The following is a 14,107-nucleotide window of genomic DNA, read 5'->3' on the forward strand; positions in this document are numbered from 1 at the left end:
CCGTGAAGACGCTCATCGTCTATGCCCACCCAGAACCACAGTCGCTCAACCACTCCCTCAAAGATCTGGCCGTCACCACGTTGGAAGCCGCAGGCCACGAAGTGCAGGTGACCGATCTCTACGCCTCCAACTGGAAACCGGCGCTGGACGCATCGGACTACGGTCCTGCCGCGTCGTCGCCGCTGCGGGTGGCTGCAGATTCCGGACGGGCCTTCGACACTGGCACCCTCACGTCCGACGTCCGCACCGAGCAGGAAAAGCTGTTGTGGGCCGACACCATCATCTTCCAATTCCCCCTGTGGTGGTACTCGATGCCCGCGATCCTGAAGGGATGGGTGGACCGAGTGTTCACCTACCACTTCGCTTATGGCGTCGGCGAACACAGCGACACCAAGTACGGTGAGCGCTTCGGCGAGGGAACCCTCGCCGCCAAAAGAGCACTGCTGTCGGTGACCGTGGGCGGCCCGGAAGCCCACTACTCCGATCGTGGCATCAACGGCCCCATCGACGACCTGTTGTTCCCCATCCACCACGGCATCCTCTACTACCCGGGAATCGACGTTCTGCCTCCGTTCGTCGTCCACGGATCCGATCGATTGACGGCCGAGGAGTACGCAGTTGCAGCGAAGAACTGGGAACGGCGACTACTCGAACTCGAGACAACCGAACCAATAGCGTTCAGGAAACAGAACTTCGGCGACTACGAGATGCCGTCCCTTCGTCTCAAAGAAGGCCTCGAAGAACACGGGCAGTCGAGTTTCGCATTGCACGTGCGGTCGTGATCACTTGTCGCCGAGCGCGTTTCTGCGCTGGCGATGAATGGTCAGGTGGCTGCGGGTGCAATGGGGGCTACATGCCGTTGCTCACGATCGACCACGGATCCGACGATTCCTGCCGTGCGAGGATGTATCCCCAGGTTGTTGCCCCTTCGTGCATGGACCCGTCGCCGCCGGTGAGATCGAAGCGCACCGACACCCAGGCCTCGAATCGATAGCCTTCGGCGGCTGTACCCGGGGTCGGGTCTTCCTCGGTAACTCTGACGATCTCGAGGTTGTCCAGGTGTGCACGGGGTGCGTCGAACCAGCCCTGCATACCCTGCCACCCCTCGTCCGCGACCAAGGATTCACCCGTCGACGAATCGCCGGCATTGACCGCATCGACCCAACCTCGGACCACCGCTGCCGGGTCCTGCCGATCGACCGTTTCAACCGACTCGCCAGCGATGCCGCTGTGTGTGCACCCTGCGAGCACCAACGCCAGGAGCACCAGCACGGCACCGAGGCTGGACACTGCCGATTACCGACTCTTCATCGCACCTACTACACACCAAGATTCGCATAGCCACAACGACAACGGTCGCCGTTGCAATGGGCGACCCCCATGTGGCACTCCCCCAGGCTCCGGCGGCAGAGGACGTGATGATTCGTACCTTCGTTCATCGAGAACGCGGACAACAGAAACGTCGGCAGTCGTCACGCCCGACGAAGGACGTCGCGCGTGAGCTCCAGCTGGCCGAGGTGTTGGGACAGCTCGCGCACCAGGTGTGTCAACACCCATTCCGGGGTGGCGGTTGCGAGCTCCGGGCGTGTGGAACCCATGACGGTCCGATCACGAATCCCCTCGCGCAATGCCATATCGACCCACTCGGGCAGACGCGTACGAACGTCGTCGACCCGTGTGATCAGGTCATCTACCCGGCCGGTGGCCGTGAATTCGGTGGCGCGGTCCCGCGGGATTTTCAGGCCGGCGATCACCGAGCCTCCCCAGTGCTCGATCACGGCGACACAGTGGAAGACGATGGCGTACGGACTGTTGGCACCCGGCAGATCCGGTGTGGTGTTGGCCAGCTCGTCACCCAGGCCCCTGAGGATTTCCGTCATCGACGACAGACTCTCGCCGGTGATCACGAGAGTGGCGTCGGCTACGCGTCTTTCGGTGTCGTCCTGCATCACCGGACCGTACACCTGACCCTCTCCCCTACCCAGTGTCGATGGCGTCTCGATAGCTCGTTTGCCACCCTCTCGCCTCGAATAGGAGAGAGGATGGTGCCATCGCCGGATTCCGAAACCAGTGGAGGTTGCCATGGCAAGACTTGTACAGCGGCTTGCAGTGTGCGGTGCGGTGATGGTCGGTGCGGCGTTCACGTCGGCTGCAGTGGCGTCCGCGGAGGTGACGATCCCGTTTCAATTCAACCCAGCGCCATACGGAAACCCCAGGGGCAGTGTCGATTCACCCCCGAGCAATTGTGCCGTGGTGGTCGGCGAGCAACCCGGGATCGCCAAGGTCACCGACGTCCCGAACGCGAACACCGGCTGCTACCTCATTTCCGACGTGCGCTGGGTGAACCTGACTACGGGGGCCAGTGGCAACGCCCGATTGTCCGACGCCCTTTTCGGATCCCCGCACGAGGCAGTTGTGTACAGCGGGACAGGGCAAGTGGTACTCGTCGGACTACCGACTTCTGCGACCACCGTGCCGGGGTTCGCGACGTTCTACGTTCCTTAGCCATTCGAGAAGGTTTCGACCGCAGAACGTAGGACAGCACAATCGAGCGAGGGTGGTTTAGATTAGGGCATCCAAACTACGCTTGAAGGAGACTCGATGAATCCCGTGGTGAATCGGCGGACTGCGTTGTCGATGACGTTCGTGTCGGTCGCCGGTCTCGTCGTAGCCGGCTGCGCCAACGGCTCGGCGGAACGTTCGGATGGTTCGAGTTCGACGGCGAACGTCGAGAGCGGCGCGTTCCCCGTGACGATCGAGCACAAGCTCGGTTCGACGACCATCGACACTGCTCCCACTCGTATCGCCGCGGTGGGCATCGGCGACTCCGACGTGCTGCTGTCGTTGGGTCTGACGCCCGTACTGGTGCCGGTGTGGAAGGGCTCGACCGACGACGGCATCGGCATCTGGGCCGAACCGACCGTCAAGGGTGACGAACCGGTAGCACTGGCGAATGCGACGACCGAGTTCGATGTGGAGACGATCGCCGCCGCTGCCCCCGATCTGATCATCGCCGTCAACAACGCGATCGACGAGGACGTCTACGCGCAGCTCAGTGCGATCGCGCCGACGGTGCTGCACGCTGCGGGTCAGACCGATTGGGTGCTGCCGTGGCAGGAGGTGACCACCAGAATTGGGCGTGCGGTGGGTTTGCCGAGCGCCGCTCAGGCCGAGGTCGATCGCGTCGAAGCCCTTGTGGCGCAGTCTCGAACCGACAATCCGCAGTTCGTCGGCAAGACGGCTGCATTGGTCATCAGGTGGAGTGACGGCAAGCTACGGGCGTTCAGTCCCGACTCGGCGCGGGCCCAGCTGTTGACCGCACTCGGCTTCGAAGCACCCGCCGCATTGGCGTCCCAATTCGAAGGCAAGTTGAACACCGAACTGTCGGCGGAAAGCTACAGCTTGCTCGACTGCGACTACCTTTTCTTCGACAACTACGAACTGCACCGCGAGTCCATGGAATCTCAGGAGACCTTCACCAGTCTGGGCGTCATGCGCAACGGTGGATTGATAGCGCTGGATCCGTTTGTCTCCGACGCAGTGTCGATGCCGAATCCGCTGACCATCCCGTTTGTGCTGTGTGCGTTCATCGACGACATCAAGGCTGTCGACGCGGCCAGATAGCGTCGGACATCGACGACCACACACCGAGCACGACGGCAGGCGCGGCGATGCAGCCGGCGACCACCAACCATGGGGTCGCCGCTGCAACGCTGCCGTCGTCGAGTCGATCGTAGAGATACCCGACGCCGATCGTGCCGATCAACGACAGACATCCACCGATGGTGTTGAGTAGTCCGAAATGTGCTCCCAGATAACGTTCTCCGGCAATTCGAGCGAGCGTGTCTCGCATCGAGGGCACCATCAACATCTGCCCCAGGTGCAGTAGCGCGATCCACGCTGCAATCTGCACGTACGGCCACACCGAGTCGGTGATGGTGCCTGGTCCTACCGCCGGAATGACGAACGACGCCGCCATGACGGCCAAGCCGATGGTTGTTGCGGCCCGCGATCCCATCCGTGCCGCAACCGCCACCATCGGCCGCTGACCGACGATCACCAGTACCGCTGCCCCCACGTAGAACCAGCCGAGCAGATCCTGAGAGCCGATGCTCAGCGAAAGTTGCTCGGGCAGCATCAGATACAGCTGAGCGAGCGCGACGAACTGTGCGCTGCACAGCGTGGCCAGGACGACATAGCGTCGATTGCCCAACACCACACGCCAGACCCGGGTGATGGAAGTACCGACGACACTGCCCGTTTCGATTGTCTTGGGGAACAGAAAGTAGAACCCGAACCACATGCCGGCGAACAAGATTGCGGCCACGGCGGCGGACGCCGAGAACGGGAACACCAGGAGCACCGCCCCCAACGCGGGCCCGAGCACGGTGCCGAGCCGACTGCTCATCTGCTCATAACCGAACAGTTCGGTGCGCTTGATAACGCCCGAGTCTTCGAGCTGTCGACCGATATCGGCGTTGGCCGATTCCACCGCGGGCGCGAACAATGCTGCGGCGAAACCGATCAGCAGAATCCCGACGATCACAGCGGGGAGGCTGCTCGCAAGCGCCAGCACAACGAACCCGACGATGCGTATTGCTATGCCCCACAGAATGACCGGTCGACGACCGAAGCGATCGGCGATGCTGCCGCCGAGAAAGAACATGCCCTGCTGACTGAACGTGCGCAGACCCAATACGAGCCCGACGATCCAACTTGCGAATCCGAGTTCTTCGGACAGATGCACCGCCAGAAACGGAACCACCAGATAGAAGCCGACATTGAACAGCACCATCGACGCCAACACGAGCTTGACCACCGACGGAAGGTCTCGTAGTCGACCTCGCGCCGACGCACCACCGACTCCAGGGTTGATCGTCACGAGCGTCGACACTACTGGCGCGACGGTCGGTGCGGTCCCCTCAGCCTGGCAGACTTCCTTCATCGGGATGAGCCATCCAATTGGAAGCTGCGATAGGTTTGAGCGGCTGCAACATCACGGCTGAAGTAGATCGTTCGTGGTACCACATACCGATTGAGTCCCCGCACAGTAGATTCGGACGTTGTGAACACGGCGAACATTCATGTCCCCGATGGTTGGTACTCGCTGGTGTCGACCGGACACCACGTGCATGCGGTTCCCGACCCAGAGTCGGTCGTTGCGGCGTCTGAAATCGGTGTGAATGTCTGTGCTGCGCGTCCAGGCCAAGTCGCAGTGACCATCGACCTTGCGTATCGGCCGCCGACCGATCATGTTCCGCGGGGGTGGACCCTCGCAGCGTCCGGGACCTTCATCGCCGCGACACTGTTGCGTATCGAGACCCCCGACGGCGTTGTTCACGATGAGTTCGGGGGCCTTGCGCAGATCATCCTTCCCTCCGAGATCACGTATCGAATGTTTCGACGGTTTCGGGACGACACCGGCCTGGAGCAGCATCTCTTCGAGCTCACGCCGGCGATGATGCTCGATCCGCAGGGCCTACCCGCGCGCATCGACGTACCCGAGCACGGTGAGCTGAACCCCGACGACAACACGGGATGGCAAGTCGCATGCCCGACGTCGACACCGGGTTCCTCTGTTCTGGACAGCGGGCGGGAGGCCAATCGGGCCGAAGCGTTACGTGCCTTGGTCGACGCCGGTCTGAGCTTGACGCAACGCGAAACACCCGACGCCGGGCCACTGTCGCCGATCTTCGTGTGCTTGGGTGCGGAGTTCGCCTGGGTCAAGGGTTTCGGCGATCCAGCGTTGTCGAAGTCGGACCTCGCGCAGGTCGTTCTCGACGGCGTCGAGGGCGAGCGGCACCAGGCACTCGAGCGTGTGGCTGATGCTGCTACCCGTGCATCACGACCTCCCGTCCGGTATGCGACAGAACCATCGAGCGTCATGCGGCACTGGAATCGGATTGCCGCCTGGTTCGAAACGAATGTGCCGAACTACGTCATCACTGGTGCCGACGAAACTCGTATCGCCGATGCCCAGAGGCGAACCGGAGTGAAGTGGCCGAGCGAGCTCGTCGAACTCTTCCGCTGCGTCGACGGTCTCCCACGTGAGCCATGGATGGCATTGTTCCCCGGATACGAGTTGTTCGGTCTCGACGCGATGCTCGACGAACGTGACATGATGACCGACATCTGGCAGACCGGCGACGCGGAGAACGATCCCGACCGGGTGATCGCCAACACCGCGGGCGAAGCCGCGTGGACCTTCGTCGACGAGTTCATCCCGATCGCGGGAATGGACGGCTACTTTCTGTTCGTAGATGCCCGACCAGGTGAGTTGAACGGCTGCGTGACCGTCTTCGACAAAGTGAACGCGGATGATGCTGGGCCGCGATGGTTTTCCATCAGCGCGCTACTCGATGATCTTGCGACCAGTCTGGAGTCAGGGAGGCCATTCGACGGAGGGTGGCGTCCCTCGATTGTCGACGGCCGTCTGCAGTGGGACATCGAGGTCGAGCGGTAGAAGACCAGCCGATGGCGCATTCGATGCAGCAGGCAATGCCGCAACACCTACTTGGGAATCATCCCGACGTGCGGTGAGAGTTCTCCGAAACTGGCTCCAGCCGACCGAAACGAACGCTGGATCCGTCACGCGGTCGACCATGCGGTGCAAGCAGATCCACGACGTTGATGGCGCGATTGCGCTCAAGTGATCACGTGCTCTCTGCGAGGTCTCCCATTCGTGTGATGCCGCCGTTCCTGTCACGCCACACAGCTACTTCGTCGACGAGCTGAGGGCTCATGAACCCGCCGGCATCACCCCACGGCCACGCTGTGTGGGCCTCGGCTACTGCGTTCTGGACAAGATCCGCCATCGACCATAACGCAGCATCTTCATCGGCATCGACATACGCGCCAGTGCCGTTGCCGTTCAAGCCGTTAGCTCGCCGGCCGGCGATGGTTACCGCGCTCGCAAGCCACACCGCGCCACCGTCGGGGTCGTACTCTGCTACCCAACCAATGTGTTCGATGTCGCCACCGTACTGACGCACATGCAGGTCATGGCTGAGTCGGTGGATAGCACGCAACCACGGGTCAGGCAGGTCAGCATGCGTTATCTCGACTCCACTCGATGGCGTCCATGTCCCGGTCAACACTTGCTCTCGGTTCGGGAAGAAGGGGTTCACCACGTGAGTATCCCAGCTGCACATGGGCGGCCGGGTGTCAGATGCGAACCGCCACTCCCTGTTAGGGTTTGGCGGCATGAGGTGGTCGATCATCCCGGTTGCTGCAGTGTTCGTGGCAACCGCATGCGGCACACCGGCCGTGGCCCCACCCACTACCGCGTCGCCGACGCCCGAGCGCTACTTCACCACCGCTCCTGTCAACGCTCCCGTCGACGACACCGCTGTATGCGTGGACTCCGACCAGCCGAACATCACCGAGGATGACTACGTCACGTACTGGCAGACGGTGTTCGACGACCAGCGTGCCGCCTACCCGGATCAATCGTTCCCATCACCCGCACAACTCGCCGAGGACAAGCGCACGGAGTGGCGATTAGGACCGAACGACGAAGTTCCGATCGGCGCAGACGCAGCCTTCTCACGTGCAGTGTGCGGCCTTCCCATCAATGACGGGTCGCTGCACTCGGGAGTCGAGTTCCGCGCCCTCCGAGGCCAGGTTGCACAGTACGGACGAGCAACGTGCAACTCGATCGCCGGTTCCGGAGTTCCCCAGATGTGGGAGCAACTGCATCCGAGCGATCGGGCGGCACCGTCGATTCCAAGCGATCAGGTCGCTCAATACGATCTTCTCGTCTACTCGGCACTTGCATACGTATGTCCGCAACTGGCCGACTATCAGGGCCTGCCCGTCATGAAGGACTGTGCCGACTTGACTCCCGACCGGTCGGCAGATCCCGAAGCGCGGGTTTTCTGTCGCGGTGAACGCTGAGCTCAGGATGTCGTCGTCCGTCACGCACTCCGTCATGATGTACCGGTGCCATCTATCGATCCGTTCCATGCCCTCGTTCTGATGAACGCCGTGTTCGCCTCAGCAGCTTGGTGTCTGGCCAGGCCGTCGTGGCCCGCGGCGATATCGCTGAGTGTCGTCTCGGTGCTGTGGCTGTTCTTCAACGCCCCCATCGAAGGCAGGACGTTGTACGTGGTCGATGCAGAACGGGGTCTCACCGAGTCCGACTTCATGACACTCGCAGGGTTGGTGTTGGCAGCGGTGACGATTTCCCGGGTCCGACGCGGACGGACCAGAACGCAGACCCCTCACAGGTCAGAAGTCGAAGGTGAGTGAAAACCTATACCAGGGCCCGCCGAGGCTGGTGTAGTCGAGCTCTTCACTCGACGATCGTGGTTGAGGCGGACCGTCGGGAGAATAGATCCAGCCGGAAATGTAGCTGAAGAACACGGTATCCGCGTCGACGAAGTAGACCTCGGTCTCGTTCAACCCGCGGCTGACACTGACGTCGAACGCGTCGATCGACACGTTGTCCACATTCACTGGTCCGGTAGCAGGCAGGGTAGCGACGAACGCGTCGAACTTCGGCTTCGACCGCTCGAACGATGGCTCCGGAATAGTGAGCGCCAGAACCAGTCCGATCACGACGATGACCGGTGCCACGGCGATCATCCGCGACCACGGCTGCCCTGACCGTAGGTACTTCACAGTCTTGTACCACCAGACGACGCCCACGACGAGGAGGATCAGCGCAACTGCAACGAAGACAACGAAATTGAGTAGGTTGAAGACTCGCCCGGCAACAGGCCAGTAGTTCATCGACCCGAACAACGCCGCCGCGCACAACAGGAAAGTGATAGCGGCCAGGACTTTTCCGGGAGGGCGCACCCGCTTCTCTCGCTTGGGTATCGGGCGGTCCACAGTGCACATCGTGCAGGAAGAGTAGCGTTCCTGCCCCGTCATTGTTACGAATTTCGGACAACCCTCAATTCGCGAGCGGCCCGATCACGCACCGAACAGCAGGAACAATCCACCGAATGTGTAGAGCACCATCACGACCATCATGGCGAGTTGACCGGTAGCCGCGTGTTCTTTCGGCAGAGTTCGCAGCGACGCGTCGTGGGCGAGGGTGATGCCCACCAGGTGCCCCACCACGACCGCCAGGACGGCGATGCCGGCAACGATCGACGGGTGATTCGACAGGACGTAGGAGACCGATGCATCCCGCAGCCCCAGTACATTCGCGCCGTTGCCGAGTGGATCCGACAGCGAAATGATTGTCTGCTGCCCCTTTTCGACGAAGTACGTGAGGTAGTGAGCCGTCATGTAGCCCACCACGATCGGGATCAGGGAATGGGCGAGCAGGCCGGGTAGCGCGGAGCGACGACTACGCGACACCCCTCCGACGGCGCGGGCCGCACTCCAGAACGCCGCTCCAACAACGCAGATCACGGCAATCAACCCCAGAGTTCTCGTCGGCACCGATCCGAGAGCGGATTCGTCGACCAACGAACGCCATGCCGGTATCTGCCCGATGCTGTCGAAGGCGGTGGACCCGAGCAGAACGGCGAGCACGGCCACCGTGCCCCGCTGCACCGGCAGGCTCACCGCACCGTCGAGCGGATACCGCAGCGCCAGCACGCCGCACGCGGTATCTCGGGTGAGTGGAGACAACCGAGATACCGTGTCGCTGTACACCTCGAAAGGGTCTGCACGAGAGAACCATTCGTCGCCGAAGATCGCCGCACCGACTGCCATCGACACGACGTACACCGCGCACCACAGACGAACAGCCGAAACCGAGCCTGAGTCGGGTGAGGCCAGTTCGAGCCAGACGAATGCGAAGAGACCGACAACTGCTGGTACGCAACCCCATTCGCGGCGGTACGGGACGATTGCCGCCGACGTCGGACGACGCAGCAATCCGCACACGACGCGGTGTAGCGCCCGCATCGGAGACACGATTCGCCAGAACGGCCCCAACAACAGCGACGCCGGAACGATGCCCACCCACACCAGAACGTAGAAGGTGCCGAGCAACGCGTTGCTGGAATCCTGTGGCCCCCACACCGATGCTGCGGCGACAGTACTTGCCAGTAGCACCGACAGGGTCCCGATGAGACCCCGGACGAGCGCCGAATCAGCCACCACCGTCGTCCGCGGCAACGCCACGAGGACACGCGTGGGGTCGAGTCTGGGGCGACGCCACGCGAACAGCAGCAGCACGAACGACGCCGCCAGCGCCCACGCCCCTCCGATCAGTGCGTAGGTGACCGGGATCGGCAGATCGGTCGACCCACCGAGGCCGTGGGCGAGAATCACGGACGAACGACGAGCGTGGCGACAGTGCGGTCGCTGTGGTGCAGTTCGATATCCACCTGCCCAGGCACATCGACGGTGAACGTGAACAGCTGATCTTTGCCCGGCTCGATCTCGAAGGTGTGCTCGGGAACCGAATGCACGTGCAGTTCGTCGGCGACATCACTGGTGATCGACATCGAAATCGATTGTCCCACAGAGGCGTCGAGGCGTTGATTGGTCGGTTCGACCGTGTCGCCGACGATCGAGACATTTATCCGCAGGGTATCGGGCTGCGCAGACACCGACGCGGTGGAGTCGGTGCTGGGCACCGGTTCTGCCGCGGTGGGCGAGGTACCGGACGACGATCCGCAGCCGGCCATCAGCGCCACCGTTGCACACCCGATGATCGCTGCCCGCACTGGCGACAGTCCCATGTCAGTGCTCTCCTTCTTGTTCGAGTTTCTCTGCGCGCTCCGCCCGGCGGTCCTTCCTGACGACGTACAGCACCGCGGCCACGATGATCAACGCAGGCGCGACCGCCGGAATGGCCAGCACCACAGAATGATCGGCGAGATAGACGACGTCGGATGCTGCCGTCATACGGAGCTCGAGTCCAGCGTCCTGCGTGACACCGAAGCTCCTGGGGTCTCGGTACTGATGCGCACTGCGCCCCACGACAGAGCCCAGATCAAGGCCAGAGTGCAGACGAGCACGACGAGTGATGCGGCACCGAACAGCCACGCCGGGTGATCGAAGCTCCGCTCACGCTGCAGCAGCGCAGTCTCGCTCTGCAACTGCCGCGTGAACTGGGCGTCGGCCGAGACCTCGGATGCGCCGATGCCGGGATCGGCCGCCATGAAGATCGGCGTTCCGGTCAACGTTCGACCGTCCTGGATACGCAGGAACGTCTTCCACGTTCCGTGCGCCGGAACCGGACGGGTCGACTGATACATCCCGGGCCCGGTTCGTTCGAGACGATCGACGACCAGACCACGCAGAGTGTCACCGGCTCCCTGCCATGCCAGGATCGCCACCCATTCGGGGTCGTCGGACACCAGATCGGCTGGATCGAGACGGACCGTCGCCGTCACCATGCGGCCACCGTCCTGCGGCGCGGCATCGGCGAGAGTGACCGTCGCCGTTGCGTTTTCCGGTACATCGATCATCAAACCGTTGGCTGTCGCGCCGCCGAGTACGAGTACCAACGCGACGACGATCGTGCGCCGGACAGCAGGTGCCGGCAGCCCGTCACCGCTGAGCAGTTGCGCGAACAGTCCCGCCGTCAGCCCACACATGACGCCGACGGGTATTGCCATCGCAAGCGCCTCGACCCACATCGACGTCGGCCACGGGTAGACGAATACCGCGTCGATCCACAATGATTCGAGCCACAGGCCCACGGTTGCGGCAGCGAATCCTGCGAGCATTCCGAATCGAAGTCTGTGCACCACGAGCGGAGTGAGACCGACGAGTTCGACCACCACCGCGATCCCGAGGAACAGCGCGAAGACGTTGTGCGGTTCACCCAGAACTGGACCGACGACGAATGCCGTCAGCTCGCGAATGACCGCGGCAAATGCGACGACGAACAGAGTCGCGCCCCGTCCCACGACAAGTCGTGCGGCGACGAGTGCGAACGCGCCGGCACCGACGATGAGCATCGGTTGGAACACCAACCGGAACTGCTCGACTCCGAAGTCGAATTCGATCTGGAACACCGACAGTCCGATGAGGAGGCCACCGAAGGCGCTGGCCTTGAGAATCCAGGACAACACCGAGCGCCTGGGGCCCTGCGCAGTTTCGTCCACCTCGTCGGGGGAGGTCTGCCGTGCTGCGGCGAGCGCCAGTCTGCCTTCGTGCTCGAGCAGCAGGACGCCGATGAGAGACAGTCCGGCACCGCCGATCAGCATCAGGTGCGTCGGCCCCCACAGCGTGACGTCCTGGCCGAAGATGCGGTGCCAGATGTCGTCCAACGGAAAACCGATGAGCGCATACAGACCACTGCCCGCGATCAGCAGACCGCCCGTGGGCGCATACCAGGTGCGGGTGATCTTGACGGCCGCACGACCGGGCTTCTCGTCGAGCGGCAGGATGATCGCCAGCGCGCCCGCGATGAACAGGAAGAACAAGCCGACCAGGATGAAGTAGTGGGCCGGGTTGGCCAGTGGCCCCTCGTCGCGTCCTCGTCCGATGTGCAGACTGACGTCCCAGATGAACCCGAAGAATGCCGTCAGGATCGTCGAGACGAACAGGACCAGCGGAAGCGCAGCCCAGCCGGGCAAGTTCAGTTTCGATCCCGCGTAGTCCGCCAGCCTCGCCAGCCACGTGATGCGGCGAGTGCGGTGCATGAATGCCAGGTACAGCAGAAACAACGACACGACGGCCGCGGCTGCCGTCATACCGAAGACCTGGTCCAGCGCCGCGCCTCCGCTTTCCGACTGAGCAATGACGTTACCCGTCGTCACACTTACATTGACCATAGCGAGAGTATGGACCACAGGCCGCCGTTTCGGTGGAGTTCGGGACAATCGGTGGCTCGCTGCTCCTCGATCTAGTCCTACAGAGTGATGTGCGCCCGGCCCCTCGATGATTGACTCTCGTCCGTGAGTCACCCAATGAGTAAGCCCATCCACCGCGGCCGCTGGTCGATCGTTCTGTTGGCATGTGCAGGGGCATTATTGGTAGCCGCGTTCATTCTCGGACCGGCTGCTCTGCTGCGCGGAAGTTATCCCCAGTTCCAGGATCAGTCCGCCATGAGCGAGCTGCTCGGCCGTGGATTGGTCGAGTACTGGGGCAGCGATGTTCGCACCTTTCCTCCCGGGTTGGCGGAGATGGTGGACTACTGGTTCGCGTGGCACGCCATCAAGATCGTCATCTCGGTACTGCTGACCGCCGTTCTGGGCCTGCTGGCGGCGACGCTGTGGAGGCGATCCCTGGCTGCCGGCACGGGTTACGTGATCGCTGCGAGTACTTCGACCGTGCTGTCGCTGTTTTCGGTGTTCGTCGCCGTGATCAACATCCAGTCGACGGTCGCTCCCGTCGTCGCCCTGCTTCCGATGCTCTCCGACGACAACGCGGACGGGAAGACGGCGCAGTCACTGATCCAAAGTGGTGTGCGGAGCGGAGATACGAGGCCGCCTCTGCTCGAGCTGCTCACACAGGTCGAGCACTACAACTGGGCGGTGATCGTCGCGACGGGTGTGGTGATCGCCGTTGTCGGTACCGGAACCGTGATCGCGTTCCGTCGGTACGCGGCGACGGACTCCAAAGATCGCCCCCACCGTCGAATGTTCGTCACCCTCGGGTCGCTCGGCGCGGTGATGACGATCGGGATGGCACTGCTCTTCGTCGCTGCCGCCGTGGCGGTCGTCGATCCGGGAGAAGCGCTCCTCGGATCAGTCGGCGTGTAACTACTGTCGGCTGCGGTCGCGGGCACGCGCGCGGAATTGTCCGATCGCGAGGATGGTCAAAGCGACCCCCAACAGGGTGAGGGGGATTTGGGCGCGGGGCGCGTCGATATCGAGTACGAGGATCTGCCACACCACCCACCCGATGGTCACCAACCCCACGAACACGACACACGTCGGAGCGTCGTACGCATCGACGAGCACAGCAGCAACCGAGATCAACGATCCGAGTCCGAGAAAAATCAACACGAACAGCCCGGACATGCGGTAGTCCCAGGTATGCCACGCGGGGAGCATGTCGACATCCAAGCCGAGTGACCGCCCGGTGGGGTCTGAGGTCAACGACATTCCGTTGAACGTTCCGGCTGCACCCAACAGGATCAGCAGTGTCACCGTCGATAGCTTGTTCACGGTGACGTCATGTGTTGGTCGTCCTTCGGTTGCGGCCGCACCCCGGCGTAGTTGTCGATTCTGCCAGAACAAGT

Annotated in this window: 17 protein-coding genes; 7 read left to right on the forward strand and 10 right to left on the reverse strand. The window is 62.7% G+C overall.

Going from position 1 to position 14,107, the window contains the following annotated elements; genetic code table 11:
• Positions 1-2: 2 nt before the first annotated feature.
• Positions 3-782 (forward strand): NAD(P)H-dependent oxidoreductase, encoded by a 780-nt coding sequence (locus AB0O58_RS02915; RefSeq protein ID WP_366237855.1) that lies wholly within the window; start codon positions 3-5, stop codon positions 780-782.
• Positions 783-849: 67 nt separating this feature from the next.
• Here AB0O58_RS02915 and AB0O58_RS02920 read toward each other — a convergent pair whose 3' ends face one another.
• Positions 850-1,290 (reverse strand): hypothetical protein, encoded by a 441-nt coding sequence (locus AB0O58_RS02920; protein WP_366237856.1) that lies wholly within the window; start codon positions 1,288-1,290, stop codon positions 850-852.
• A 182-nt stretch (positions 1,291-1,472) separates the two neighbouring features.
• The gene (locus AB0O58_RS02925) at positions 1,473-1,949 is read right to left on the reverse strand and encodes a DinB family protein (RefSeq protein WP_366237857.1); all 477 of its coding nucleotides are present in this window, start codon (positions 1,947-1,949) and stop codon (positions 1,473-1,475) included.
• A gap of 133 nt (positions 1,950-2,082) precedes the next feature.
• Between AB0O58_RS02925 and AB0O58_RS02930 the strand changes: the two genes are divergently transcribed.
• Both AB0O58_RS02930 and AB0O58_RS02935 read left to right on the forward strand, forming a co-directional pair.
• Positions 2,083-2,505: a hypothetical protein gene (locus tag AB0O58_RS02930; RefSeq protein ID WP_230073119.1), complete on the forward strand. Its 423-nt coding sequence runs from the start codon at positions 2,083-2,085 to the stop codon at positions 2,503-2,505.
• Positions 2,506-2,601: 96 nt separating this feature from the next.
• Positions 2,602-3,624: an ABC transporter substrate-binding protein gene (locus AB0O58_RS02935; protein WP_366237858.1), complete on the forward strand. Its 1,023-nt coding sequence runs from the start codon at positions 2,602-2,604 to the stop codon at positions 3,622-3,624.
• Here the strand turns inward: AB0O58_RS02935 and AB0O58_RS02940 are convergent.
• Positions 3,599-4,882: an MFS transporter gene (locus tag AB0O58_RS02940; RefSeq protein ID WP_366237859.1), complete on the reverse strand. Its 1,284-nt coding sequence runs from the start codon at positions 4,880-4,882 to the stop codon at positions 3,599-3,601. The two genes, AB0O58_RS02935 and AB0O58_RS02940, sit on opposite strands and share 26 nt — an antisense overlap.
• Before the next feature lie 333 nt (positions 4,883-5,215).
• Here AB0O58_RS02940 and AB0O58_RS02945 point away from each other — a divergent pair, with 333 nt between their 5' ends.
• Positions 5,216-6,463 carry an SMI1/KNR4 family protein gene (locus AB0O58_RS02945; protein ID WP_366237860.1) on the forward strand — a complete coding sequence of 416 codons (1,248 nt, stop codon included), beginning with the start codon at positions 5,216-5,218 and terminating at the stop codon, positions 6,461-6,463.
• 190 nt (positions 6,464-6,653) lie between these two features.
• Here AB0O58_RS02945 and AB0O58_RS02950 read toward each other — a convergent pair whose 3' ends face one another.
• Positions 6,654-7,127, reverse strand: coding sequence for a hypothetical protein (locus AB0O58_RS02950; RefSeq protein WP_283550003.1), 474 nt, complete (start codon positions 7,125-7,127; stop codon positions 6,654-6,656).
• Between the two features lie 76 nt (positions 7,128-7,203).
• Here AB0O58_RS02950 and AB0O58_RS02955 point away from each other — a divergent pair, with 76 nt between their 5' ends.
• Positions 7,204-7,896, forward strand: coding sequence for a hypothetical protein (locus tag AB0O58_RS02955; protein ID WP_143544860.1), 693 nt, complete (start codon positions 7,204-7,206; stop codon positions 7,894-7,896).
• Positions 7,897-7,941: 45 nt separating this feature from the next.
• Complete coding sequence (locus tag AB0O58_RS02960) at positions 7,942-8,250, forward strand: hypothetical protein (RefSeq protein ID WP_366237861.1); 309 nt, start codon at positions 7,942-7,944, stop codon at positions 8,248-8,250.
• On the opposite strand, the gene AB0O58_RS02965 is transcribed toward AB0O58_RS02960, so the two are convergent.
• The 5 genes from AB0O58_RS02965 to AB0O58_RS02985 all read right to left on the reverse strand — a co-directional run bounded on the left by AB0O58_RS02965 (position 8,230) and on the right by AB0O58_RS02985 (position 12,695).
• On the reverse strand, positions 8,230-8,835 hold the full coding sequence (locus AB0O58_RS02965; protein WP_366237862.1) for a hypothetical protein: 606 nt from the start codon (positions 8,833-8,835) through the stop codon (positions 8,230-8,232). The genes AB0O58_RS02960 and AB0O58_RS02965 overlap by 21 nt on opposite strands.
• A gap of 84 nt (positions 8,836-8,919) precedes the next feature.
• On the reverse strand, positions 8,920-10,236 hold the full coding sequence (locus tag AB0O58_RS02970) for a hypothetical protein (protein ID WP_366237863.1): 1,317 nt from the start codon (positions 10,234-10,236) through the stop codon (positions 8,920-8,922).
• Positions 10,233-10,649 carry a hypothetical protein gene (locus AB0O58_RS02975; protein WP_366237864.1) on the reverse strand — a complete coding sequence of 139 codons (417 nt, stop codon included), beginning with the start codon at positions 10,647-10,649 and terminating at the stop codon, positions 10,233-10,235. Before AB0O58_RS02975 ends, AB0O58_RS02970 begins: the two co-directional genes overlap by 4 nt.
• A 1-nt stretch (position 10,650) precedes the next feature.
• Positions 10,651-10,815: a hypothetical protein gene (locus AB0O58_RS02980; protein WP_167326471.1), complete on the reverse strand. Its 165-nt coding sequence runs from the start codon at positions 10,813-10,815 to the stop codon at positions 10,651-10,653.
• A complete protein-coding gene (locus AB0O58_RS02985) occupies positions 10,812-12,695 on the reverse strand; it encodes a hypothetical protein (protein ID WP_032374925.1) in 1,884 nt (627 codons plus the stop codon). Before AB0O58_RS02985 ends, AB0O58_RS02980 begins: the two co-directional genes overlap by 4 nt.
• A 135-nt stretch (positions 12,696-12,830) precedes the next feature.
• On the opposite strand from AB0O58_RS02985, the gene AB0O58_RS02990 reads away from it, so the two are divergent.
• Positions 12,831-13,625, forward strand: coding sequence for a hypothetical protein (locus AB0O58_RS02990; RefSeq protein ID WP_032374924.1), 795 nt, complete (start codon positions 12,831-12,833; stop codon positions 13,623-13,625).
• Here AB0O58_RS02990 and AB0O58_RS02995 read toward each other — a convergent pair whose 3' ends face one another.
• On the reverse strand, positions 13,626-14,033 hold the full coding sequence (locus AB0O58_RS02995) for a hypothetical protein (RefSeq protein WP_052063101.1): 408 nt from the start codon (positions 14,031-14,033) through the stop codon (positions 13,626-13,628).
• Between the last annotated feature and the right edge of the window lie 74 nt (positions 14,034-14,107).

This window comes from Rhodococcus sp. NPDC080181, from assembly GCF_040702225.1.
Classification (GTDB): domain Bacteria; phylum Actinomycetota; class Actinomycetes; order Mycobacteriales; family Mycobacteriaceae; genus Rhodococcoides; species Rhodococcoides fascians.